This window comes from Variovorax sp. YR752 (assembly GCF_943372545.1).
On sequence record NZ_CALRZC010000079.1, the window covers coordinates 1 to 23,163 of the forward strand.

Below are 23,163 nucleotides of genomic sequence, written 5' to 3' on the forward strand. Positions count from 1 at the left end.
CTGCAGGCGGGCGAGATCCTCGTCACCACGCATGCCGACCCGTCGCCCACCTACCGGCCGTTCGTGGTGCAGACGCCGCAGGGCACGGTGCGGGCCCGGGGCACGCGCTTCAGCGTGCGCCGCCTCGACGACCACACCACCCGTGTCGCGGTGATCGAGCAGGCCGTCGACATCCGCCCGGCGGACGGCGCCTCGCGCGTGCTGCGGGCCGGCACGCAGGCCGATTTCGAGGCCGGGCGCATCGGCCCCGAGGCCGCCGTGGAGAGCAGCGCCACGCTGTGGGAGCAAGGCATGCTGCTCGCGCGGAACATGCGGCTCGAAGACGTGGTCGCCGAAATGGGCCGCTACCGCAGCGGCGTGCTGCGCTGCCATCCGGCGGTCGCCGACCTGCGCGTGTCGGGCGCCGTGTCGCTGGCCGACACCGACGCCGGGCTCGCGCTGCTGGCGCGCTCGCTGCCGTTGCGCATCGAGCAGACGACCCGGTACTGGGTCACCGTGGCGCCGCGCTAGTGGCGCCCGCGGTTTTTCTGCACGACCGCCTCGCCGGTCGAAAAATATTCGCGCGCAGGTGATCACTTTTTTCGTCTCGTCCGGTGTCAGAGGGAACGACGCATCGATGCCGATGCGCTCTCCCGCCATCACAGACACCAAAGGACGCAGACACATGGGATCGCAGCACGCGCGCCGGCACCGGCACCTCGGGACCTTCACGGTCGCCCTCACCACCACCGCAGTTCACGCGGCCGTTCGCGTGGCATTGGGTGGCGCCATCGGCATCGGCGCGCTGGTGGCAACGCCCGTGTTCGCGGCCGAGCCGGCGGGCACCGGTGCGCGCCAGTTTGCGATTGCCGCCGGCCCGCTCGCCGATGTGCTGGCGCAGTACGCGGCCGCCGCCGGCGTCCCGCTGATCTTCGAACCCGGCACGCTCGCCGGGCTGCGCAGCCCGGGCTTGCGCGGGCGCTATACCGCGCAGGAAGGCTTCGAGCAGGTGCTGCGCGGCAGCGGTTATGAAGTCGTCGGCGGCGGCAGCGGTGGCTCGGTGCTGCGCAAGGCGAGCGCCCCGGTGCGCAGCGGCGCGGGCGACACCGCCGCCACGCTGTCGCCCGTGACGGTGACCGCCGCGACCGAGCGCGAAACGCCCACCAGCCGGGTCAACGGCTACGTCGCCCGGCGCAGCGTCACGGCCACCAAGACCGACACCGCGTTGATCGAGAACCCGCAGTCGGTCTCCGTGATCACCGCCGACGAAATCGGCGACCGCAAGGCCGAGTCGCTCGACGAGGCGCTGCGCTACACCGCCGGCGTCACGCCCAACCTGAAGCCCTGGGCGGTCGACGAGTTCTCGCTGCTGCGCGGCTTCGAACTCGGCACCGCGGGTGTCTTCATGGACGGCCTGCTCACGTCGGGCCGTTCCTATGCGGCGCCCATCGAGCCCTACGGCCTCGAACGGCTCGAAGTGCTGCGCGGCCCCGCGTCGGTGCTCTACGGCAAGATGCCGCCGGGCGGCATGGTCAACGCCGTGAGCAAACGCCCGACCGCCGACACGCTGCGTGAGATCGGCATCGAGTACGGCAGCTACAACCGCAAGCAACTCAAGGCCGACCTTTCCGGCGCGCTCGGCAGCGACAGCGAATGGACCTACCGCCTCACCATGCTGGGGCGCGAGTCGAACACCCGCCTGGACCACGACCGCGACAACCGCCTCTTCATTGCGCCCGCCCTCACATGGCAGCCCAACGCGAGCACCAAGCTCACGCTGCTCGGGCGCTACCAGAAGGACAACCAGGCCTACGCCTGGCAGAACCAGCTGGAGCGGCCCGGCGTGTTCGGCCAGCCGAGCCCACGCGTGAACGTCGGCGGCGACGACAACCGCTGGCGCCGCGACAACAAGATGCTCGGCTACGAGTTCGAGCACAGCTTCAACGACACCTGGTCGGTGCAGCAGAGCATGCGCTACAGCGAGCTCGATCGTTCCGAGACCAACGTGTTCCCGCGCGGCTTGCGCGCCGACGGCTACACGCTCAACCGCAGCTTCTCGCCGCGCGAAACGCACTGGAAGGGCCTGCTGCTCGACACGCGCGTGCAGGCCCGCTTCGACAGCGACCCGCTGAAGCACACCGTGCTGGCCGGTGTCGACTACGCCAAGTCGCGCACCACCGACGAGTTTCCGTACGACCGCCCCTTGCTGTCGCCGATGAACCTGTTCGCGCCCGTGTACATGCACCAGCCGCTCGCGCCGGCCGCCGACCCGTATGTCGACCGGGTGCCAACGAAACAGGTCGGCCTTTACCTGCAGGACCAGATCAAATGGGACCGCTGGGTGCTCACGGCCGGCGTGCGGCATGACAAGGCGGACGCCACGGGCACCCGCACCTTCGGCAAGACCGGCGACAGCAGCGAGATCTACGACACCTCGGCCAGCGCCACCACCGGCCGCGTCGGTGTCGTGTACCTGTTCGACTCGGGCTGGGCGCCCTATGCGAACTACGCCACGTCCTTCTCGCCGGAGATCGGCAAGGACCTGAACGGCAATCTGCTGAAGCCTTCGAAGGGCCGGCAGATCGAAGCCGGCGTGCGCTACCAGCCGACCGCAAAGAACGCCAGCTACACCGCATCGGTGTTCGACATCGTGCGCAGCAACGTGACCACCGCGGCACCGCAAGCGCCCGGAGAAGTCATCCAGACCGGCCAGGTCAGGTCGCGCGGGCTCGAGCTCGAAGCCCGGGCCGATGTGACGAACAACATCAGCCTGATCGCCCAGTACACCTACCTGGACACCCGCATCACGCGCAGCAACGACGGCGACCTGGGCCTGCCGCAGATGAGCGCGCCCAAGCACAGCGCGTCGGTGTGGGGCAAGTATTCGTTCCCGGTGGGCGACTCGACCCGCGCGTTTGCCGCCCTCGGCGTGCGCTACCTTGGCAAGGCGCGTTCGGCCTGGGACACGGGCAACGCCAACATCACGAACCCGAGCATCGCGATGGTCGACCTGGCGCTCGGCTTCGACCGCGGGCCCTGGCGCGTTTCGCTCAACCTCAACAACCTGCTGAACAAGCAGTCGCTGCTGGACTGCAACGGCAGCATCTGCTATCGCAGCGCGGAGCGCACCGCCAACCTGAGCGCGCTCTACCGGTTCTGATGCCGGTGTTGCGCGCCCCCGCGCGCCGCAGCCGGGCCGCCTTGCTGTCGCGCATCGTGGCCGCGCTGTTCGGCGGCTATGCGCTGGCCGCACTGACCAGCGTGGCGGCGCTGGCGCTGCCCATGGGTACCGCCGAGGCCGTGCTCGCCGGCATGCAGGCGAGCTTCCTGGTGTACGCGGGCGCGGTGATCTGGGTGTTTGCCGCACGCAGCGCACGGCGGGCGTGGCTGGGGCTTGCCTTGGTCGCGCTGCCGCTGCTGGCCATGGCATGCAAGGTCTGGGCGGGGGCCGCCGCATGAGCACCGCCGCACCCCGCCTGCGCCAGGCCATGGCCGGCCTGCACACCTGGACCGGCCTGCTGTTCGGCTGGTTGCTCTACGCGATGTTCCTGACCGGCGCGGCGAGCTACTTTCGCGAAGAAATTTCCCAATGGATGCGGCCCGAACTGCCGGCGCTCACGCAACCGCCGGCGGCGGCCGACAGCGCCGCGCGCGCCGTCGCCACCTTGCAGGTGCTCGCGCCGGGCGCCTCCCGATGGGTGATCGATCTGGCGGGCGCGCGCACGAACGTCGTGGCCGCGTCGTGGCGCGTCGGCGAGGTCGACGGCCGTGCCGTGCTCGACCCGCTGACGGGCCAGGCACTGGCTGCGCGCGCGACCGACGGCGGCGAGTTCTTCTATTACTTTCATTTCTCGCTGCACTACCTGCCGCGTGTGGCGGCGCGCTGGCTGGTGGGCCTGGCGACCATGTTCATGCTGGTCGCGCTGGTCAGCGGCGTGATCACGCACAAGAAGATCTTCGCCAACTTCTTCACCTTCCGCCGGGGCAAAGGCCAGCGTTCATGGCTGGATGCGCACAACGCGCTGTCGGTGACCGCGCTGCCGTTTCATTTGATGATCACCTACACCGGCCTGGTGACGCTCATGACGCTGTACATGCCCTGGGGCGCCGACAGCGCGCCTTCAGCCGCGCAGATACGCCCCGCGCTGCGCGCCGAAATGACGGCGCTCCTGCCGGCCGGCGCACCGAGCGGCGTGACCGGCGCGCTCGCCGATGTGGGCGCGATGGTGCGCGAGGCACAGCAGCGCTGGGGCACGGACAGCGTGGCGCGCGTGATCGTCGACCACCCGGGCGATGCCGCGTCGCGGGTGCGTGTCGTGCGCGGTGACGCGGGGCGTGTGTCCGTCAGCCCGCGCTACCTGGTGTTCGACGGCGCTAGCGGCACGTTGCGGCAGGTCAGGGAGCAAACCGGCCCCGCGGCCGAAACCCGCGGCGTGTTGTACGGCCTGCATGTGGCGCGCTTTGCCGATGTCGCGACGCGCTGGCTGTTCTTTCTCTCGAGCCTGGCAGGGACGGCGATGGTGGCCACCGGGCTGGTGCTGTGGACAGTCAAGCGGCGTGCGAAGCAGACGGGCACTGACAAGCCGGCGTTCAGTTTCCGGCTCGTGGAGCGGCTCAACGTCGCCACCATCGCGGGGCTGCCCGTGGCGATGGCAGCTTTCCTCTGGGGCAATCGGCTGCTCCCGCTGGCACTCGCGGACCGGCGCGAATGGGAGATTCACCTGTTCTTCATCGCCTGGGCGCTGGTGTTGCTCTTCGCGATCGCCAGGCCCGTTCACCGCGCGTGGATTGAACTGTTCGCCGCGGGTGCGGCCTTGCTGGCGGTGCTGCCGTGGGTCGGCGTGGTGATGGGGCTTCGCGAGAGTGGGGGCCTCACTGGGTTCGACATTGCGCTGTGGGGCCTGTCGCTGGTGCTGGCGAGCATCGCGATGCGGATCGGGCGCCCGAAGCGGCGGGTTGCACGGCTCTAGGACTTTAGTCCGATGCGCCCGGTGCCCCGGGTCCCTAGCCTCGCGGTGCTTTCACAACGCTCGCAGAGCCGAACCCGCCATGCCGCACACACCTCTTCCCGCGCTTCTCCTTCTCGGTCTTCTTTCACGATGGCCCGGCCTTCGGTGCGCGGCTTCCGTGCTTGCCATGGGCATCCTGGCGGCCTGCGGGGGAGGGGGTGGCGGCGGATCTGCGCCACTCCTCCCGATGGCACTCCCCGCGCCCACCACGCCCACCACGCCAGCTACACCAGCTACACCAGCCAGCTACAGCGTGTCCGGCACGGTGTCCGGCCTGGCGCCGGGCCAGCAGGTGGTGCTGCTCAACAACGCGGGCGACGCGCTCACCGTCTACGTCGACGGCAGCTTCAGCTTCCCGACACCGGTGGCCCCGAACGGCAGCTACGCGGTGACCGTCGGCACGCAGCCGGACACACAGCACTGCGTGGTCACCCACGGCAGGGGCAGCAACGTGAATGCCGAAGTCTCTGGCGTGGGCGTCGCCTGCCTGGCATCGGGCCTTACCAGTACGGTGGCGGGGAGCGGCGTTCGGGGCAGCGCTGACGGTACGGGTGTCGCGGCCGAGTTCGACAGGCCGTTTCGCACCGCGTTCGACAGCAACGGAAACATGTATGTGGCCGACAACTACAACCACATGATCCGCAAGATCACTCCCGCTGGCGTCGTGACCACTTTGGCCGGGACGAAGACGGCCGGCAAAGCCGACGGGCTGGGCTCTGCCGCGTCGTTCTATTTGCCGACGGGCATTGCCGTGGATCGCAGCGGCAACTTGTATGTTGCTGATTCCGGTAATCATCTGATCCGCCGGATCACCCCTGAGGGCCTCGTCTCCACGTGGGCTGGAACCGGGACGTCAGGCTTTGCGGACGGTGTCGGTGTGGCCGCGTCGTTCGACCTGCCCGCCGCCCTGGCACTGGATGGCAGTGGCAACCTGTATGTCGCGGACTTCGGGAACAACCGCATTCGCAAGGTGACACCCGCCGGCGTCGTGACTACGTTGGCGGGCTCGGGAGCGAAGGGGCGTGCCGACGGAACTGGTGCTGCCGCATCTTTCAGTAACCCACAAGGCTTGGCGCTCGACGGCAATGGCGATCTCTATGTCGCGGATCGAAACAACTACTTGATTCGCAAGCTCACGCCAGCCGGCGTCGTCACCACCCTCGCAGGCAGCGGGGCCCCGGGCTCGGGCAATGGAGCGGGCGCTGCAGCTTCCTTCGCCCTTCCGGTCGACGTCGCGGTGGGCAGCAGCGGCAATATCTATATCGCCGACGCGGTAAACCACATGATTCGCGAGATGACTCCGGCTGGCGTGGTGTCCATCTTGGCGGGGAGCACGACCAGTGGGCGAACCGACGGCCTCGGTGCCGCAGCATCGTTCCAGAATCCCGCGGGCATCACGATCGATGGCGATGGCATCCTTTACGTCGCCGACTACGGCAACAGCCTGATTCGCAAGGTCATGCCCTGATCCTGTGCAATGCGGCTGGCGATCAGGGCCGCAAAGGTGCTACTGCCCCGCCACCTTCACGAACACCGGATTCGAATAGAACCACAGGTCGTTGTAGTTGCGCGCATTGATCGCGTTGAAGCGCGTGACCGGGTCATCACCGGCCGGCGTGGGCGTGCGTGCATCGAACAGCGGTTCGCCGCCTGCGGTTTCGTTCGGCACGTCGGTGCCGAGGTTGGTGCCTCGCAGGCGGAAGTACTGGTTGTTGCCGGCCTTCACGGTGTAGCTCACCGCGAAGTAGCCTTCGGTGTCGAGCGTCCAGTCGGCGCGGGTGAAGCGCTTGACCACGCGGGTCGTCGGGTTGGTGTCGCGCGCGTAGCCGGGGGTGCCCGGGAGTTCACGGCCGGTGACGTCGCCTGCGATGAGGTCGATGTGGTCGACCACGGGCTTCACGTTGGCATACACGCCGCTGCCGAGCTGGTACTCGAAGTTGTTGCGCTCGGGGCTCTTGAAGCGGATGGTGATCTTCAGGTCTTCGCCCGGCCTGGCGCTCACTTCGGTGCCCATCTCGCCGGCGCCCTTGGCGCTTTGGACCTTGAAGTCGAGCGCGTTGATCAGGCTGCCGTTGACCGCGAAGAGCTTGCCCGAACGCATCGCCGTGAGCAGCGACTTCGGGTCCTTGATGTCGCCCCAGAGGTGGTTCTTCGCGTACTCGCCGGGCGCGTAGCCGCTGCTGTACAAGCCCTTCGAGGTCGTGAAGTGGTAGTCGGAATCGGCCGTGTTCCAGATGTGGCGGCCTTCGGACAGCAGGGCGTCCCAGGTGCCACCGAGTTTGGCGACGAGGTAGTCGACGCCGCCGTAGGTGCGCGAGGGCAGGTTGGCCGGCGTGTAGGCGCTTTCGTAGCCGCCGCGGTCGGGCTCCATCTGGTTGCCGACCATGCCCTCGAGCGAGAACACGATGTCGGGCGCGGCATCGTTCATCTCGCGCAACTGGGTGGCCGTGTATTTGCCGGGGCTGCGCGAGGGGTGGTTGATCTGCAGGTAGCTGGAGTCGGGGTAGTTCTTCTTGAGCCACGCGATGGCCTTGAGCACGTCTTCGTGCGTCGTGGAGGCGCGTGCGTCCTTGGCGTTCCAGGCCGCGACGTCGGCAGGCGGGAACAGCGCGGGGTCGCGGTTGGTGAACAGGTATTCGAACTGGCTCACGGCCTTGAGCGCCGCGTCGGACATCGGGCTGTCGGTCAGGATGCCGACGTTGCCGTGGTCGTGCGTGGCCATGTCCCATTCGAAGGACGCGAAGATCGTCTTGTCGGCGTACTTGCCGCCGGCCTGCAGTGCCTTGATGCGCGGCACCTGATAGAGGGCCATGCCTCGCGAGAACGGAATCGCCGGGTCGAGCTTGCGGCCGTCGTTGTCATAGGAAGACAGGCGCAGGTGGTCCGAGAGCGCGACCCAGTCGAGGCCGAAGGTGTCGAAGGCCTTGGCGAGCACCTGGTCGAGCGTGGAAATCTGCTGCGTGTCCTCCGACTGGATGGTGTGGACGTGCAGGTCGCCGACGGTCCAGCGGCCGGCGGGCGCGGCCGGTGGCGGCGGTGGTGTGGCGGGCGAGGGCGCCGGTGCTGGGGCCGGCGGTGCGATGGGCAGGCCGGCGAACGGCGCACCGCCGCCGGAGCCGCCGCCGCACGCGGTCAGCAGGGCCGCGCCGAGCGCGAGGGTCGAGAAAAGGGACGTGCGAAAGCGGGGCGCGGGAGGCAGGATTTTCATGGCGACACAAACAGCAACGGCCAGCGCATGGCGGGCCGCCGCTTCGGGATTTCAATGAGGCGGAGTGCGTGAACACACATCCGCCGAAGAAGCCCGGAGTCTGAAATCCTGTCGTGACGCTTCGATGAAACTGCGATGAAAGTTCACACCCGAAGGCGTGTACTTTCAACGGGTTTCGGGCGCTCAGAAGGTGTGAATGAATCCGGCGTGGCCGAGCAGCACGCTCAGGCGCGTCCCCTCAAGGCGCAAAGCGCAGCCATAGCTCGGGCTATGGCGAGCATTTGCAACGCAGAGGGGGCGTGTCTGGGCGGGATGAGCGGACATGGCGGGTTCGTTCGCACCTTCTTAGGCCAGCAGATCGCTCAGCGTGCGCGCCACCACCTTGGTCGCGCGGCGCAGGTCTTCGAGCACCACGCGTTCGTCGCTGCGCTTGGCGTGCGACTCGAGCACGGTGCGCGGGCCGGCGCCGTAGATCACGCCCGGAATGCCGGCTTCGACGTACAGGCGCACGTCGGTGTACAGCGGCGTGCCCATGGCCTTGATCGGCTCGCCGAACAGCTCGCCGCCGTGCTTCTGGATCGCATCGACCAGCGGTTGGTTGCCGGCCAGCGGCTTCATCGAATTGGCGAGCAGCATGCGCTTGATGTCGACCGTGATGCCCGCGCTCTCGGCGGCGGCATCGGCGATCACCTGGCGGATGTTGGCTTCGACCTCGACCGGGTTCTCTTCGGGGATCATGCGGCGGTCGAGCTTGAACACGACCTTGCCGGGCACGACGTTGGTGTTGGTGCCACCCTCGATGCGGCCCACGTTCAGGTAGGGATGCGTGATGCCCTCGACCTTCGACGTGACTTGCTGGTAGAGCGTGTTCTGCGCGTACAGCGCATTCAAGATCTTCGTGGCGCCCTGCAGCGCGTCGATGCCGGTGGTGGGCACGGCGGCGTGCGCCATCTTGCCGTGCACGGTCACTTCCATCTGCAGGCAGCCGTTGTGGGCGGTGACCACTTCGTAGCTGAAGCCGGCCGCGATCATGAGGTCGGGCTTGGTCAGGCCCTTCTCGAGCAACCAGCCCGGGCCGAGGATGCCGCCGAACTCTTCGTCGTAGGTGAAGTGCAGTTCGATGCTGCCCTTGGTGGGCTTGGCCACGGCTTCGAGCGCGCGCAGCGCGAAGGTGAAGCTGGCGAAGTCGCTCTTGCTGACGGCGGCGGCGCGGCCGTACAGGCTGCCATCGACGATCTCGCCGCCATACGGGTCGTGCGTCCAGCCTTCGCCGGGCGGCACCACGTCGCCGTGGGCGTTGAGCGCGACGGTGCGGCCGCCATTGCCGTATTTGCGGCGCACGATCAGGTTGGTGATCGATTCGAGGCCGTAGTCCTTCACCTCTTGCGCGGGCACGGCGTGCTTCTCGGCATCGAGGCCGAAGTCTTTCAGCAGCTCGGCGGTGCGCTCGGCGTGCGGCGCGTTGTTGCCGGGCGGCGTGTCGGTGGGCACCTGCACCAGTTGCTGCAGGAACTGCACTTCCTCGTCGAAGTGGGCGTCGATCCAGGCGTCGAGTTTGGCGTAGTCGGTCATGGTGGTTGTTCTTCTGTAATCGGTCAGTGGGCTTGTTCGGCGGCGAGGTTGTCCAGGAGGAGCTGGAACGCTTGCACGGCCAATTGAATGTCGTCGTTGGTGCTCGACTCGAGCGGGTTGTGGCTGATGCCCGAGTTGATGCCGCGCACGAAGAGCATGGCCTGCGGCATCACCTCGTGCAGCTTCATGGCGTCGTGGCCGGCGCCGCTGGGCATGCGAAAGAGGGGAATGCCCAGTGCATCAACGGCCTGTTCCCAGCGCTGCTGCCAGGCCGGTGCGCTCGGCGCGGCGGCGGCGCGCATGGTTTCCTCGAGCTCGTAGCGCACGCTGCGGCGTTCGCAGATGTCCTTCAGTGCGGCGACCACGTCGTTCGCCAGCGCGTCGCGCTGCGTGTTGTTGGGCGCGCGCAGGTCGAGGCTGAACTTGCAGCGGCCGGGCACGACGTTGATGGAGCCGCTCGGCACTTCGAGCATGCCGACGGTGCCGACCGAGTCGCCGTCTTTCGCGGCGCGCTGCTCGGTGTACAGGATGAGTTCGGCCACGGCCGCGGCGGCGTCGCGGCGGCGGTCCATGGGCGTGGTGCCGGCGTGGCTGGCCATGCCGATGACTTCGCCCACGTAGCGCACACTGCCGTTGATGGAGGTGACGATGCCCAGCGGCAGGTCGAGCTCGGTGAGCACGGGGCCCTGCTCGATGTGCACCTCGACAAAACCGAGGTAACGCGCGGGGTCGCGCTGGATCTTCGGAATGTCTTCTTCCTGCAGGCCGGCGTGCTGCATGGCCTCGCGCATGGTGATGCCGTCGGCATCTTTCTGGTCGAGCCAGCGCGTGTCGAAGTGGCCGATGAGCGCGCCCGAGCCGAGGAAGGTGGCCTTGTAGCGCTGGCCTTCTTCTTCGGCGAAGCCGACGACTTCGAAGGCGAAGGGCAGGCGGCGGTTCTGGCGCTTGAGTTCGCGCACGCAGGCCATGGGCACGAAGATGCCCAGGCGGCCGTCGTACTTGCCGCCGTTGCGCACGGTGTCGTAGTGCGAGCCGGTGAGCAGGGTCTTGGCATCGGGCTTGGCGCCTTCGTAGCGGCCGACCACGTTGCCGACCGCATCGATGTGCACGGAGTCGAAGCCGCAGTCGCGCATCCAGCCCGAAATGTTCGCGGCGCAGGCGCGGTGCGCGTCGGTCAGGTACGTCACGGTGAGCTGGCCCTTCTCGGCATAGCCGGGGTCGGTATGCACCGACAGCTGCTCCTGCCAGTCCCACACGTCGTTGCCGAGCGTGATGTCGGCACCGAATTTGTCGTTCAGGCGGATCTCGGCGATGCGATGGATGTTGCGCAGCGCCTCGCCGAGTTCGAAGCTCGGGTGGTTGTGCAGCCGGCGCGCGAAGGTCTCGATGATCTCGCGCTTGGCCAGGCCCGTGCCGCGCGGACCGCGCACGGCCAGGATGAACGGGAAGCCGAACTTGGCGTTGTAGTCGGCGTTGAGCTTCTGGATCTGCGCGAACTCTTCGGGCGTGCAGTCGGTCAGGCCGGCCTTGTTCTGCTCGTTGGTCGACTCGGCGGTGAGCGTCTTGCTGACCATGGCCTTGCCGGCGAGCTCGGGGTGGGCGCGGATGAGGCCGATCTGCTCGTCGGCCGACGACGCAGCCAGCGCCTGCACCAGCGCGTGCTTGAGGTGCGCGAGCGAACGGAAGGGGCGCTGCACCAGCGCGCGCTGCGCGATCCAGGGCGAGTGCTCGTACACGCCGTCGAGCATGGCGACGGCAGAGGCCGGCCCGGCGGCGTTGAGTTGGGCAAGGGTGAGGAGAGGGGTGCTCATGATGCGGCTCCGGCTTCGAAGGGGTGCGCCTGCTTCCAGTGGCGCGCGATGTCGACGCGGCGGCAGACCCAGACCTTGTCGTGTGTGGCGATGTGATCGAGAAAACGCTGCAGCGCCGTGATGCGGCCGGGGCGGCCGAGCAGGCGGCAGTGCATGCCGATGCTCATCATCTTGGGGCTGTCGTCGCCGTTCGGGTCGCCTTCGGCGTACAGCGCGTCGAAGGTGTCCTTCATGTACTGGAAGAACGGGTCGGCGTGCGAGTAGCCCTGCGGCAGTGCAAAGCGCATGTCGTTCACGTCGAGCGTGTAGGGCACGATGAGCTGCGGCACCACGCTGCCGTCGGTCTTCTGCACCTTCATCCAGAAGGGCAGGTCGTCGCCGTAGTAGTCGCTGTCGTACTCGAAGCCGCCGTAGTCGGCCACGAGGCGGCGCGTGCGCGGGCTGTCGCGGCCGGTGTACCAGCCGAGCGCGCGCTCACCGGTGAGCTTTTCGATGGCTTCCATGCCCAGGCGCATGTGCTCGCGCTCGGTGGCTTCGTCGAGGTTCTGGTAGTGAATCCAGCGCCAGCCGTGGCAGGCGATTTCGTGGCCGAGTTCCTTGAAGGCGGCCGTGAGCTCGGGGTAGCGCTCCAGTGCCATGCCCACGCCGAACACGGTGAGCGGCAGGCCGCGCTTTTCGAACTCGCGCAGGATGCGCCACACGCCGGCGCGCGAGCCGTACTCGTAGATGCCTTCCATGCTGATGTGCCGGTCGGGGAAGCTCGCCGGGTTGAACATCTCGGAAAGAAACTGCTCCGAGCCCGCGTCGCCGTGCAGCGTGGCGTTCTCGCCGCCTTCTTCGTAGTTGAGGACGAACTGCACCGCCACGCGCGCGCCGCCGGGCCAGTGGGCGTGGGGCGGGTTGCGGCCGTAGCCGACGAGGTCACGTGGGTAGGGCAGGGTGGTGTCGTAGACAGTCATGGTGTGGATCAGGACAACGCGAGGGAGATGTCGTTGGTCGGGACCTTGCGGTCGAAGGTGAGGTTGGCCTCGACGTGTTCCAGGTGCTCGGTCATGAGGCGCACGGCGAGTTCTTCGTCGCGCGCGGCCAGCGCCTTCACGATGTCGGCGTGCTCGTCGTTGGAGTGCTCGGCGGCGCTGGTGCTCTGGTACATGAGCGTGATGAGGGCGCAGCGCGAGATCAGCTCGCCCAATATTTGCGCCAGCACCTGGTTGCCCATGAGTTCGGCCATGCGCACGTGGAAGTCGCCCAAGAGCTCGGTGCGGCCCGACACGTCTTCACCGCCGACGGCCGATTTCTCGAGCGCCACGTGCTCCTTGAGCGCCTTGATCTTGGCCGGCGTGACGCTGCGCACGAAGGCGCGCGTCATTTCGGCCTCGAGCATACGGCGCACGGCGAACACCTGCTTGGCCTCGTCGACGGCGGGCGCGGCCACGAAGGCCCCGCGCGCCGGCTCGAGCCGGATCAGCTTGTTTTGCGAGAGCTGGAACAGCGCCTGGCGCACCAGCGTGCGCGACACGCCGAAGTGATCGGCCAGCTTCTGCTCGGCGAGCTTGGTGCCGGGCTGAAGGCGGTGCTCGACGATGGCCTTCGTGAGGGCATCGACGATCGAACGGGTGGTGGAGGACTCCATGTTTTTCATGATAGACCCAAAGCCGGTAACTGTATACACTTTTGTCCACCGGAATTTCCCACCCCTCTGGTCCCCCCGATCTCACCGATCCGGCACCATTTTTTGAAGGAACGCCCCATGGGTTTGAGCACTCACGTACTGGACACGATGCACGGCGGCCCCGCGGCCGGCATGGAGGTGGCGCTGTACACCACCGACGGCGACGCCGCGACGCTGGTGAAGCGCTTCACGCTGAATTCGGACGGCCGCAGCGACGGCCCGCTGTACGACAACAACTCGATCAAGGTCGGCACCTACCGCTTGGTGTTCGACGTGGCGGGTTATTTCAAGGCCCGCGGCGTGACGCTGCCGGAGCCGAACTTCCTGAACAAGGTGGCGCTGGACTTCGGCGTGGCGCACACCGACCAGCACTACCACGTGCCCCTGCTCGTGAGCCCGTGGAGCTACTCCACGTACCGCGGCTCCTGAGGTCAGTCGCCTTGCTGTTGACCTTCGGTGAGCGTGTCGAGCTGGAAGCGCCCGCTCTTGTCCCACAGCCAAGTGTCGGTCCACGTGACCGCGCCCAGGCGCTGGGCGGGCGGGAAGGGCGCGGCCTGCAGCACGGTGCGCTCGATCTCGGCGATCACCTCGGGCGCGTGCTTGGGCGCGCGCATCCAGTGCATCGAGACCACCTTGCCGCCGGTGTCGAGGTTCACCTGCAGGGTGCCGACCGCGTACAGCAGGGGCGGCATCTGGCCCTTGTAGATGCGCGAGGCGTTGGCGTTGTAGATGTGGCGGGCGGCGTCGCGGCGGTAGTCGCGCGCGGTGGCTGCGCTCGAAGCGCGCGGTGCGGGCCCGCTGCCCTGTGCGTTGCTGGCACCGCTCAGCTGGCCGGGCACCGAGCCCGTCGAGCCGCAGCCGGCGAGCCACAAGGCGGAAAGAACAGTGGCGGCCCAGGCGAGGCGGCGCGGCGTAAGCTGGCGGTTCGTCATCATCGCCGGGGTTATACCGTGAGTCGTTGCGGTCCAGGCAACCGAAGGTATCGGGCATGCGCAGCGCCGGGCCGCCCCAAGCAAGCTCGCACCGCAGCGCGGAGCGCGGAGGTTTTCGAATGACCGGTGCGGTCGATCAATTGCTGGCACGTCTTCAATATGAGGACGCGGTTCTGGTGCGCGTCGAATCGACGCAGGGCTCGGCCCCGCGCGAGGCCGGCACCTGGATGGCCGTGTGGGCCGACGGGCTCACGGCCACCATCGGCGGCGGGCAGCTGGAGTTCCAGGCCACGCAGGAAGCACGCGAGATCCTGGCCGGCACGCGCAGCCTTGACGGCGTGCAGCGCTACCCGCTGGGCCCGAGCCTGGGGCAGTGCTGCGGCGGCGTGATGTTCCTCACCTACCGGCGCATCGGCGCGGCCGACGCGCCCGCGCTGCAGAAAGAACTGGTCGCGCAACTCGAACCCGTGGCGTTGTTCGGCGGCGGCCACGTGGGTGCTGCATTGGCGCGCCTGCTGGCCGTGTTGCCGTTCTCGGTGCGCTGGATCGACAGCCGCGACGGCGTGTTCCCCGACGCGCTACCCGCGCAGATCGACACCGAGCACTCCGAGCCTGTGCAGGACGCGGTGGCCGCGCTCGCGCCCGGCAGCCGCGTGCTGATCATGAGCTTCAGCCACGCCGAAGACCTCGACATCGTCATCGCCTGCCTGAAGCGTTTGCGCACGCGCAACGACCTGCCCTACATCGGCCTCATCGGCAGCAAGACCAAATGGGCCACCTTCCGCCACCGGCTGGAAGCGCGCGGCTTCACGGCCGACGAGCTGGCGCACGTCACGTGCCCGATCGGCGTGCCCGGCATCACGGGCAAGGAGCCCGAGGTGATCGCGGTCGCCGTGGCGGCACAGTTGTTGCAATCGCTGGGCTGAACAGGGTTTTCCCTTGGCGGCAACGCCGCAAATAGCATCCCGCCTCGTGTCAAAACTGTATACACTTTCGGTCCACAACAAGCCGCAGCGGAGCGAGGTCGTTTTCAACGGACCTGCGTTCGCGGCACTTTCTCTGCTTACAGCGCCCGCAGTGGTGAGCAGGCTGAAACCCCTCATCGACGCCCCACGCGTCTAGAGGGTTGCGAGAGAGCACATGGAAAGCTATTACCTCGACTGGGCCAACCTGCTGCTGCGCTGGGTCCACGTCATCACCGCCATCGCCTGGATCGGCGCCTCCTTCTACTTCGTGATGCTGGACAACAGCCTCGAGAAGCCGCAGGACCAGGAATCGCTCGACAAGGGCGTGGGCGGCGAGCAATGGGCCGTGCACGGCGGCGGTTTCTACAACAGCCAGAAGTACGCACTGGCGCCCAAGAAGCTGCCCGACCACCTGCACTGGTCGTACTGGGAGAGCTACTCGACGTGGCTCACGGGCTTTGCGCTGTTCACCATGTCGTACCTGTGGAACGCGAGCACGTACCTCATCGACAAGAGCAAGATGGACTGGCAGCCCGGCGCCGCCATTGCCGTGGCGCTGGCTTTCTTCGTCGTGTTCTGGATGGTCTACGACGGCATCTGCCAGATCTTCGGGCGCCGCAAGAACGGCGACACCATCGTCGGCGTGCTGATCGCGATCTTCATCGTCTTCGCGACCTGGCTGGCCTGCCAGTGGTTCGCGGGCCGTGCGGCCTTCCTGCTGGTGGGCGCCATGATGGCCACCACCATGAGCGGCAACGTGTTCTTCTGGATCATCCCGGGCCAGCGCAAGAACGTGAAGGCGCTGCGCGAAGGCCGGCCGGTCGATCCGGTGCACGGCCAGCGCGGCAAGCAGCGCAGCGTGCACAACACCTACTTCACGCTGCCGGTGCTGTTCGCGATGCTGAGCAACCACTACAGCTTCACCTACACGCACAAGTACAACTGGATCGTGCTGCTGCTGATCATGCTCGGCGGCGCGGCCATCCGGCAGTTCTTCGTGGTGCGCCACCGCTTCAAGCTGGGCAACGCGGGCAACCCGCTGCCCTACGCCATGGTCGGCATCGCGGTGCTGGGCCTCACGATCGTGTGGATGAAGCCCGAGCCGGCAGCGCCGGTCGCGGCCAGCGCCGCCCAGGCCGTGCCCGCCGTGGCCTACCAGGACGTGCAGAAGGTGCTCGAGCAGCGCTGCTTCATGTGCCACGGCGCGGCCGTGCAGATGAAGAACGTGCGCGTCGACACGCCCGACCAGGTGACGGCGCATGCCCAGGCGATCTACCAGCAGGTCGTGGTGACCAAGATCATGCCGATGAACAACGCGACCAACATCACCGACGAAGAGCGGGCGTTGATCAGCCGCTGGTTCCAGGCCGGCGCCAAGACGAACTAGCAGGCCGTGGCCTGCGAGGGCGGGCCGCCGGTCGTCGCACAATCGCCGAATGGAGACAACACGCAAGCCATGACCGCATCGACCTCGCCCTCAGCAACAGCTCCCGATCCGCGCGAAGCCCCGCGCGCTTTTCTCGAACACCTGTACCGCGTGGCGGTGGACCGCGCACTGCCGCTGTCCACGCTGGGCGCCCATCTGCCGAAACCGCCCAAGGGCCGTACCGTGGTGCTGGGCGCCGGCAAGGCCGGCGGCTCGATGGTGCAGGCGCTCGAAGCGCTGTGGCCGGCCGACGCGCCGCTGTCGGGCCTCGTCGTCACGCGCTATGACCACATTCCGCCGCGCCCCGAAGGCGTGCCGCAGCGCATCGAGATCGTCGAGGCCGCGCACCCCGTGCCCGACGCGGCCGGCCAGCAGGCGGCCGAGCGCATCCTCGCGCTCACGCAGGGCCTCACGGCCGACGACCTCGTGCTGTGCCTCATCTCCGGCGGCGGCTCGTCGCTGCTGGTGCTGCCGGCCGAAGGCCTCACGCTGGCCGACAAGCAGCGCATCAACAAGCAGTTGCTCGACAGCGGCGCCCACATCGGCGAGATGAACTGCGTGCGCAAGCACCTGTCGCGCATCAAGGGCGGCCGGCTTGCGGCGGCCTGCGCGCCGGCGCGCGTGGTGACGCTCACCATCAGCGACGTGCCCGGCGACGACCCGGCCGTGATCGCCAGCGGCCCCACCGTGCCCGACGCCACCACCTGCGCCGACGCGCTCGCCATCCTCGACCGCTACGGCATCGAGGTGCCGGCGCCCGTGCGCGCGCAGCTCGACAGCGGCGCGCTCGAAACGCCCAAGCCCGACGACGCCGCGTTCACCGGCCACAGCACGCACATGATCGCCACGCCGCAGCAGTCGCTCGAAGCCGCCGCCGCAGCCGCGCGCGCTGCCGGCCTCGAGGCGCACATCCTCAGCGACGAGATCGAAGGCGAATCGCGCGAAGTCGGCAAGGTGCACGGGGCGCTCGCGCGGGCCGTGGCGCTGCGCGGCGCGCCGTTCGCGCGGCCCTGCGTCATCCTGTCGGGCGGCGAGACCACGGTGACCATCCGTGCGCGCCAGCCCGGCCAGGCCAAGGGCCGCGGCGGGCGGGCCGGCGAGTTCTGCATGGGCCTGGCGGGCGCGCTCATGGGCCAGCCGCAGGTGTGGGCGCTGGCCGCCGACACCGACGGCATCGACGGCGTGGAAGACAACGCCGGCGCCTTCGTCACGCCCGACACCCTGGCGCGCGCCACGGCGCAGGGCAAGAAGCTGTCCGATCACCTCGACCGCAACGACGCCTACGGCTACTTCGACGCCATTGGCGACCTGTTCGTGACCGGTCCGACGAACACCAACGTCAACGACTTCCGCGCGATCCTCGTGCTGTAGGCGCGCTCAGGCACCCAACGGGGGCTCGGGCAAGCTTTGTGAACTCAGGTTAATCTACGGCCCCCGGCGGCGCTTGGCCGCCGTTGTCGCATGCGCACCCCCACGGGGTGCCGCGCCGCGCGCCCGATTTCCCGTTTCGTTTTCACCATCCAGTCCTCGAAGGAAAGAGTTCGCCATGACCGCCACCTACACCGACACCCGCCTGCTGATCGACGGCCAATGGGTCGACGCCGCCGACGGCAAGACGCTCGACGTGCTGAACCCCGCCACCGGCAAGGCCATCGGCAAGGTGGCGCACGCCAGCATCGTCGACCTCGACCGTGCCCTGGCCGCCGCCCAGCGCGGCTTCGAAGCCTGGCGCGACACGCCCGCCAACGAGCGCGCCGCCGTGATGCGCCGCGCCGCCGGCCTGATCCGCGAACGCGCCCTGGACATCGCCAAGCTGCTGACGCAGGAACAAGGCAAGCCGCTGGGTGAAGCCAAGGTCGAAATGATGGCCGCCGCCGACATCATCGAGTGGTTCGCCGACGAAGGCCGCCGCGTGTACGGCCGCATCGTGCCCTCGCGCAACCTGGCCGCGCAGCAGCTGGTCATCAAGGAGCCGGTCGGCCCGGTCGCGGCTTTCACGCCGTGGAACTTCCCCGTCAACCAGATCGTGCGCAAGCTCGGCGCCGCGCTCGCCACCGGCTGCTCCTTCCTGGTGAAGGCGCCCGAAGAAACCCCGGCCTCGCCGGCCGCGCTGCTGAAGGCCTTTGTCGACGCCGGCATTCCGGGCGGCGTCGTGGGCCTCGTGTTCGGCAACCCGGGTGAGATCTCGAGCTACCTGATTGCGCACCCGATCATCCGCAAGGTCACGTTCACCGGCTCCACCCCGGTCGGCAAGCAGCTGGCCGCGCTGGCCGGTTCGCACATGAAGCGCGTCACGATGGAACTGGGCGGTCACGCCCCGGTGATCGTGGCCGAAGACGCCGACGTGGCGCTGGCCGTCAAGGCCGCCGGTGCCGCCAAGTTCCGCAACGCGGGCCAGGTCTGCATCTCGCCGACCCGCTTCCTGGTGCACAACAGCCTGCGCCATGAGTTCGCGAGCCTGCTGGTCAAGCACGCCGAAGGCCTGAAGATGGGCGACGGCCTGGCCGAAGGCACCAACCTCGGCCCGCTGGCCAACGCCCGCCGCCTCACGGCCATGGCCCACGTGCTGGAAGACGCGCGCAAGAAGGGCGCCACCATCGCCACCGGCGGCGACCGTGTCGGCGACACCGGCAACTTCTTCGCACCCACCGTCATCACCGACGTGCCGCTGGACGCCGACGTGTTCAACAACGAACCCTTCGGCCCCATCGCCGCGATCCGCGGCTTCGACACGCTTGAAGAAGCCATCACCGAAGCCAACCGCCTGCCTTTCGGTCTGGCCGGTTACGCCTTCACCAAGTCGATCAAGAGCGCGCACCTGCTGAGCCAGAAGCTCGAGCTCGGCATGCTGTGGATCAACCAGCCCGCCACGCCTTCGCCGGAAATGCCGTTCGGCGGCGTGAAGGATTCGGGCTACGGTTCGGAAGGTGGCCCCGAGGCGATCGAGGCCTACTTGAACACCAAGGCCGTTTCGATCCTCGGCGTTTAACTAGTCTTCGGCGGAGGCGTTCCAGAACGCCTGCTGGACGCCTTCAAGCGCTTCCAGTTCCGTGATCACCTGGTCGAGCTCCTCGGGCTCGACCGCGGTGGCGTAGAGCGTCGCAGCAATCTCCGTGTCGGCCTGCCCGAAGGCGTGCTGGTCGATGTCGCGCACCGGGTAGTTCGCGGCTTCCAGTTGCACCAGCAGCTGGTCCATCACCTCGGGCCGCGCCGCGCGTGAGCAGATCACGCGCACCGTGTACGTTGCCTCGCTCGATTCCTCGTGCACCGGGCGGCGGTTGATGCGGTTCACCACCGGGCGCAGCAGCGTGTTGCTCGCGAGCACGAACAGCGCCGCGATCAGTGCTTCGCCCAGCAGGTTGGCGCCCGCGCAGGCGCCCACTGCGGCCGACCCCCACAGCGTGGCGGCCGTGTTCAGGCCCGTGATGTTGGCGCCTTCTTTCATGATCGCGCCCGCGCCCAGAAAACCGATGCCCGAGACCACGTAGGCGACCACGCGCACCGAGCCGTCGGGGCCGCCCAGGCGGGCCGCCATGTCGACGAACACGGCGGCGCCCACGGCCACGAGTGTGTTGGTGCGCAGTCCCGCGGTGCGCTGGCGCATCTGGCGTTCGAAGCCGATCAGCGAGCCGAGCAGAAAGGCCGCGCCCACGCTGATGAAGGTGTTCAGCAGCGAGTGCAGGTTGATGTTGCGGATGGCTTCCATGGTGAGTGATCCTCCTGATCCTCTGTGTGCGAAGCAGGGTAGCGGCCTTGTGTGACAGCCGCGACCCTGCGTTCGCCGGGTGATGCTTGATGCTTGTTCTTACTGCCAGCCGTACCGGCGCGCGTACCAACCCTTCACCGCCTGCGTCAGCGTCGCGTAGCCGACCAGCATCAGCACCAGCCACGGGAAGTACGCGAGCGGCAGCGCCTGCAGCTTGAAGTAGTGCGCCAGCGGCCCCATCGGCAGCCAGATGCCGACTGCCGCAATCGCCGCGCCCATGGCCAGCAGCGGCCAGGCCGCGCGGCTTTGCAAAAACGGAATCTTGCGCGTGCGGATCAGGTGCACGATGAGCGTCTGCGACAGCAGGCCTTCGATGAACCAGCCCGACTGGAACAGCGTCTGGTGCTCCACCGAATTGGTCGCGAACACGAACCACATCACGGTGAAGGTGAGGATGTCGAACACCGAGCTCAGCGGCCCGAAGAACACCATGAAGCGGCCCAGGTCGGCCGGGTTCCAGCGCTGCGGCGTCTTCAAAAATTCCTCGTCCACGTTGTCGAACGGGATCGCGATCTGCGACACGTCGTACAGCAGGTTCTGCACCAGCAGGTGCAGCGGCAGCATCGGCAGGAAGGGCAGGAAGGCACTCGCCACCAGCACCGAGAACACGTTGCCGAAGTTCGAGCTGGCCGTGATCTTGATGTACTTGAGCATGTTGGCGAAGGTGCGGCGGCCTTCGATCACGCCTTGCTCCAGCACCATCAGGCTCTTCTCGAGCAGGATGATGTCGGCGGATTCCTTGGCCACGTCCACCGCACCGTCCACCGAGATGCCGATGTCGGCGGCACGCAGCGCGGGCGCGTCGTTGATGCCGTCGCCCATGAAGCCGACCACGTGGCCGTTGGCATGCAGCGCCTGCACGATGCGTTCCTTGTGCGCGGGCGTGAGCTTGGCGAACACCTGGCGCATTTCCACCACCTGCCGCAGCTCGGCCTCGTTCATGCGCTCGACCTCGTGGCCCAGCACCATGCGCCCGGCGTCGATGCTGACGTCGCCGCAGACCTTGCGCGTGACCAGCTCGTTGTCGCCGGTCAGCACCTTCACTGCCACGCCGTGCGCGGCCAGCGCCAGCAGCGCGGGCGCGGTCGATTCCTTCGGCGGATCGAGAAAGGCCACGTAGCCCAGCAACGTGAGCCCCGCTTCGTCGGCCACGCTGTAGGCCGGCTTGCGCGCATCGGCGTGCAGCGTGCGGCTGGCCACGGCCACCACGCGCAGGCCCTGGGCATTGAGCTCCGAGGCCACGCGGTGGATGCGCGCCATCACGTCGGCGTCGAGTGCGAGCACTTCGGCACCGCGTTCGACCGAGGTGCACACCGACAGGATCTCTTCGAGCGCGCCCTTGCAGATCAGCAGGTGCTCGTCGTCGCCGTGCGCCACCACCACCGACATGCGGCGGCGCGAGAAGTCGAAGGGCACCTCGTCGACCTTGCGCCAGCTGGTCTGCAGCTGCGCGTCGAGCTGTACCTCGGCGTGGCTGAGCACGGCCTTGTCGAGCAGGTTCTTCAGCCCGGTCTGGTGAAAGCTGTTGAGGTAGGCCTGCTGCAGCACGTGGTCGGAGTCTTCGCCCCAGGCGTTGGTGTGGCGTTCGAGCACGATGCGGTCCTGCGTCAGCGTGCCGGTCTTGTCGGTGCACAGCACGTCCATCGCGCCGAAGTTGTGAATGGCCTCGAGCCGCTTCACGATCACCTTCTGGCGCGACATCACGACCGCGCCCTTGGCCAGCGTGGCGGTCACGATCATCGGCAGCATCTCGGGCGTGAGGCCGACCGCGATCGACAGCGCGAACAGCGCCGCCTCCCACCAGTCGCCCTTGGTCACGCCGTTGATCACCAGCACCAGCGGCGCCATCACCAGCATGAAGCGGATCAGCAGCCAGCTCACGCGGTTGATGCCGGCCTGGAAGGCAGTAGTGCCTCGATCGATCGCGCTCACGCGCTGCGCCAGCGCGCCGAAGAAGGTGCGCTCGCCCGTGTGCACGATCACGGCCGTGGCGGTGCCGCTGATCACGTTGGTGCCCATGAAGAGCAGGTTGTCGCGCTCGAGTACGCCGGCCTGGTGGTCGGCCGCGGTGGCGGCGAACTTTTCCACCGGCATCGATTCGCCGGTGAGTGCCGACTGGCTGATGAACAGGTCTTTCGCCGAGAGCAGGCGCGCATCGGCCGGGATCATGTCGCCGGCCGACAGCGCGATCACGTCGCCGGGCACGAGGTCGCGCATCGGCACTTCCATGCGCTGCGTGCCGGTGTGCGCGAGGTCGAAGCCGTCGTCACCGGCGCGTCCGGCCTTCTCGCCGGGCGCGGGGCGCAGCACCGTCGAGGTGTTGCTGACCATCGCCTTGAGCCGGTCGGCGGCCTTGTTGGAGCGCGACTCCTGCAGGAAGCGCAGCACGGTCGACAGCAGCACCATGCTGCCGATCACCACCGTGGCCTTCGTGTCCTCGGTGATGTAGGAGACCAGCGCGAGCACCGTCAGCAGCAGGTTGAAGGGGTTGCGGTAGCACTGCCACAGGTGGTTCCACCACGGCAGCGGCTGTTCGTGGCGCACCTCGTTGCTGCCCAGCCGCTTGCGCAGCGCCAGCGCGTGGGCTTCGCTCAGGCCTTGCGACGAGCTGTTCAGGCGCACCAGCACCTCGCCCGCGTCGGTGTGCGAGGCGGCGGCCAGCGCCTTGGCGATCTCGGGCGGCATCGCGGCCGAGCCGAGGCTGCTGGGCTTGGCGCTCAGCAGCGTCTGCCAGCGCTCGAAGTGATGCAGCATGTGACGGCTGCGCAGGAAGCTTTCGAAAAAGGACTTCAGGACGTTCTTCATTTTTCTTCTCCTGTGTGG

At 67.9% G+C, this 23,163-nt stretch carries 18 protein-coding genes; 10 read left to right on the forward strand and 8 right to left on the reverse strand.

Translation table 11 applies throughout. The annotated features are described in order from the left end of the window. From AAG801_RS19260 to AAG801_RS19280, 5 genes are all read left to right on the forward strand, one after another. On the forward strand, positions 1 to 510 hold a 510-nt coding region (locus tag AAG801_RS19260), incomplete at its 5' end, for a FecR domain-containing protein (protein WP_341889797.1). A 154-nt stretch (positions 511 to 664) separates the two neighbouring features. Beyond that, entirely contained in the window at positions 665 to 3,139 is a 2,475-nt protein-coding gene (locus AAG801_RS19265; RefSeq protein ID WP_341889798.1) for a TonB-dependent siderophore receptor, read from the forward strand. Positions 3,140 to 3,147: 8 nt separating this feature from the next. Further along, entirely contained in the window at positions 3,148 to 3,438 is a 291-nt protein-coding gene (locus tag AAG801_RS19270; RefSeq protein WP_341889818.1) for a DUF3649 domain-containing protein, read from the forward strand. Then, positions 3,435 to 4,949, forward strand: coding sequence for a PepSY-associated TM helix domain-containing protein (locus AAG801_RS19275; RefSeq protein WP_341889799.1), 1,515 nt, complete (start codon positions 3,435 to 3,437; stop codon positions 4,947 to 4,949). Before AAG801_RS19270 ends, AAG801_RS19275 begins: the two co-directional genes overlap by 4 nt. Before the next feature lie 226 nt (positions 4,950 to 5,175). Then, positions 5,176 to 6,456 carry an NHL repeat-containing protein gene (locus AAG801_RS19280; protein ID WP_341889800.1) on the forward strand — a complete coding sequence of 427 codons (1,281 nt, stop codon included), beginning with the start codon at positions 5,176 to 5,178 and terminating at the stop codon, positions 6,454 to 6,456. A gap of 39 nt (positions 6,457 to 6,495) precedes the next feature. On the opposite strand, the gene AAG801_RS19285 is transcribed toward AAG801_RS19280, so the two are convergent. From AAG801_RS19285 to AAG801_RS19305, 5 genes are all read right to left on the reverse strand, one after another. Continuing rightward, positions 6,496 to 8,196 (reverse strand): S-layer protein, encoded by a 1,701-nt coding sequence (locus AAG801_RS19285; RefSeq protein WP_341889801.1) that lies wholly within the window; start codon positions 8,194 to 8,196, stop codon positions 6,496 to 6,498. 345 nt (positions 8,197 to 8,541) lie between these two features. Beyond that, entirely contained in the window at positions 8,542 to 9,768 is a 1,227-nt protein-coding gene (locus tag AAG801_RS19290) for an ArgE/DapE family deacylase (protein WP_101492699.1), read from the reverse strand. 23 nt (positions 9,769 to 9,791) lie between these two features. Then, positions 9,792 to 11,579, reverse strand: coding sequence for a 2-oxo-4-hydroxy-4-carboxy-5-ureidoimidazoline decarboxylase (gene uraD, locus AAG801_RS19295; protein WP_341889802.1), 1,788 nt, complete (start codon positions 11,577 to 11,579; stop codon positions 9,792 to 9,794). After that, positions 11,576 to 12,538, reverse strand: a complete 963-nt coding sequence (puuE, locus tag AAG801_RS19300; RefSeq protein ID WP_341889803.1) for an allantoinase PuuE — start codon at positions 12,536 to 12,538, stop codon at positions 11,576 to 11,578. Before puuE ends, uraD begins: the two co-directional genes overlap by 4 nt. Before the next feature lie 8 nt (positions 12,539 to 12,546). Further along, complete coding sequence (locus tag AAG801_RS19305; RefSeq protein ID WP_056574067.1) at positions 12,547 to 13,221, reverse strand: GntR family transcriptional regulator; 675 nt, start codon at positions 13,219 to 13,221, stop codon at positions 12,547 to 12,549. Positions 13,222 to 13,329: 108 nt separating this feature from the next. On the opposite strand from AAG801_RS19305, the gene uraH reads away from it, so the two are divergent. Continuing rightward, positions 13,330 to 13,680, forward strand: coding sequence for a hydroxyisourate hydrolase (gene uraH, locus AAG801_RS19310; RefSeq protein WP_070061690.1), 351 nt, complete (start codon positions 13,330 to 13,332; stop codon positions 13,678 to 13,680). Between the two features lie 2 nt (positions 13,681 to 13,682). On the opposite strand, the gene AAG801_RS19315 is transcribed toward uraH, so the two are convergent. Further along, the gene (locus AAG801_RS19315; protein WP_341889804.1) at positions 13,683 to 14,186 is read right to left on the reverse strand and encodes a hypothetical protein; all 504 of its coding nucleotides are present in this window, start codon (positions 14,184 to 14,186) and stop codon (positions 13,683 to 13,685) included. Positions 14,187 to 14,302: 116 nt separating this feature from the next. On the opposite strand from AAG801_RS19315, the gene xdhC reads away from it, so the two are divergent. The 4 genes from xdhC to AAG801_RS19335 all read left to right on the forward strand — a co-directional run bounded on the left by xdhC (position 14,303) and on the right by AAG801_RS19335 (position 19,563). Next, positions 14,303 to 15,109, forward strand: a complete 807-nt coding sequence (xdhC, locus tag AAG801_RS19320) for a xanthine dehydrogenase accessory protein XdhC (RefSeq protein WP_341889805.1) — start codon at positions 14,303 to 14,305, stop codon at positions 15,107 to 15,109. A gap of 214 nt (positions 15,110 to 15,323) precedes the next feature. Beyond that, on the forward strand, positions 15,324 to 16,535 hold the full coding sequence (locus AAG801_RS19325) for a urate hydroxylase PuuD (protein WP_341889806.1): 1,212 nt from the start codon (positions 15,324 to 15,326) through the stop codon (positions 16,533 to 16,535). Between the two features lie 69 nt (positions 16,536 to 16,604). Next, positions 16,605 to 17,945, forward strand: coding sequence for a glycerate kinase (locus AAG801_RS19330; RefSeq protein WP_341889807.1), 1,341 nt, complete (start codon positions 16,605 to 16,607; stop codon positions 17,943 to 17,945). Between the two features lie 175 nt (positions 17,946 to 18,120). Beyond that, positions 18,121 to 19,563 (forward strand): NAD-dependent succinate-semialdehyde dehydrogenase, encoded by a 1,443-nt coding sequence (locus AAG801_RS19335; RefSeq protein WP_099795700.1) that lies wholly within the window; start codon positions 18,121 to 18,123, stop codon positions 19,561 to 19,563. On the opposite strand, the gene AAG801_RS19340 is transcribed toward AAG801_RS19335, so the two are convergent. Next, positions 19,564 to 20,280 carry an MgtC/SapB family protein gene (locus AAG801_RS19340; protein WP_341889808.1) on the reverse strand — a complete coding sequence of 239 codons (717 nt, stop codon included), beginning with the start codon at positions 20,278 to 20,280 and terminating at the stop codon, positions 19,564 to 19,566. Positions 20,281 to 20,379: 99 nt separating this feature from the next. Further along, positions 20,380 to 23,145, reverse strand: a complete 2,766-nt coding sequence (mgtA, locus tag AAG801_RS19345; RefSeq protein ID WP_341889809.1) for a magnesium-translocating P-type ATPase — start codon at positions 23,143 to 23,145, stop codon at positions 20,380 to 20,382. Between the last annotated feature and the right edge of the window lie 18 nt (positions 23,146 to 23,163).

Coding starts and splice junctions, on each gene's coding strand:
- AAG801_RS19325 (WP_341889806.1), top strand. CDS start 15,324: ATGGAAAGCTATTACCTCGACTGGGCCAACCTGCTGCTGCGCTGGGTC.
- AAG801_RS19330 (WP_341889807.1), top strand. CDS start 16,605: ATGACCGCATCGACCTCGCCCTCAGCAACAGCTCCCGATCCGCGCGAA.
- AAG801_RS19275 (WP_341889799.1), top strand. CDS start 3,435: ATGAGCACCGCCGCACCCCGCCTGCGCCAGGCCATGGCCGGCCTGCAC.
- AAG801_RS19340 (WP_341889808.1), bottom strand. CDS start 20,280: ATGGAAGCCATCCGCAACATCAACCTGCACTCGCTGCTGAACACCTTC.
- AAG801_RS19335 (WP_099795700.1), top strand. CDS start 18,121: ATGACCGCCACCTACACCGACACCCGCCTGCTGATCGACGGCCAATGG.
- AAG801_RS19265 (WP_341889798.1), top strand. CDS start 665: ATGGGATCGCAGCACGCGCGCCGGCACCGGCACCTCGGGACCTTCACG.
- AAG801_RS19315 (WP_341889804.1), bottom strand. CDS start 14,186: ATGATGACGAACCGCCAGCTTACGCCGCGCCGCCTCGCCTGGGCCGCC.
- AAG801_RS19290 (WP_101492699.1), bottom strand. CDS start 9,768: ATGACCGACTACGCCAAACTCGACGCCTGGATCGACGCCCACTTCGAC.
- puuE (WP_341889803.1), bottom strand. CDS start 12,538: ATGACTGTCTACGACACCACCCTGCCCTACCCACGTGACCTCGTCGGC.
- uraD (WP_341889802.1), bottom strand. CDS start 11,579: ATGAGCACCCCTCTCCTCACCCTTGCCCAACTCAACGCCGCCGGGCCG.
- xdhC (WP_341889805.1), top strand. CDS start 14,303: ATGACCGGTGCGGTCGATCAATTGCTGGCACGTCTTCAATATGAGGAC.
- AAG801_RS19305 (WP_056574067.1), bottom strand. CDS start 13,221: ATGAAAAACATGGAGTCCTCCACCACCCGTTCGATCGTCGATGCCCTC.
- AAG801_RS19280 (WP_341889800.1), top strand. CDS start 5,176: ATGGCACTCCCCGCGCCCACCACGCCCACCACGCCAGCTACACCAGCT.
- uraH (WP_070061690.1), top strand. CDS start 13,330: ATGGGTTTGAGCACTCACGTACTGGACACGATGCACGGCGGCCCCGCG.
- AAG801_RS19285 (WP_341889801.1), bottom strand. CDS start 8,196: ATGAAAATCCTGCCTCCCGCGCCCCGCTTTCGCACGTCCCTTTTCTCG.
- mgtA (WP_341889809.1), bottom strand. CDS start 23,145: ATGAAGAACGTCCTGAAGTCCTTTTTCGAAAGCTTCCTGCGCAGCCGT.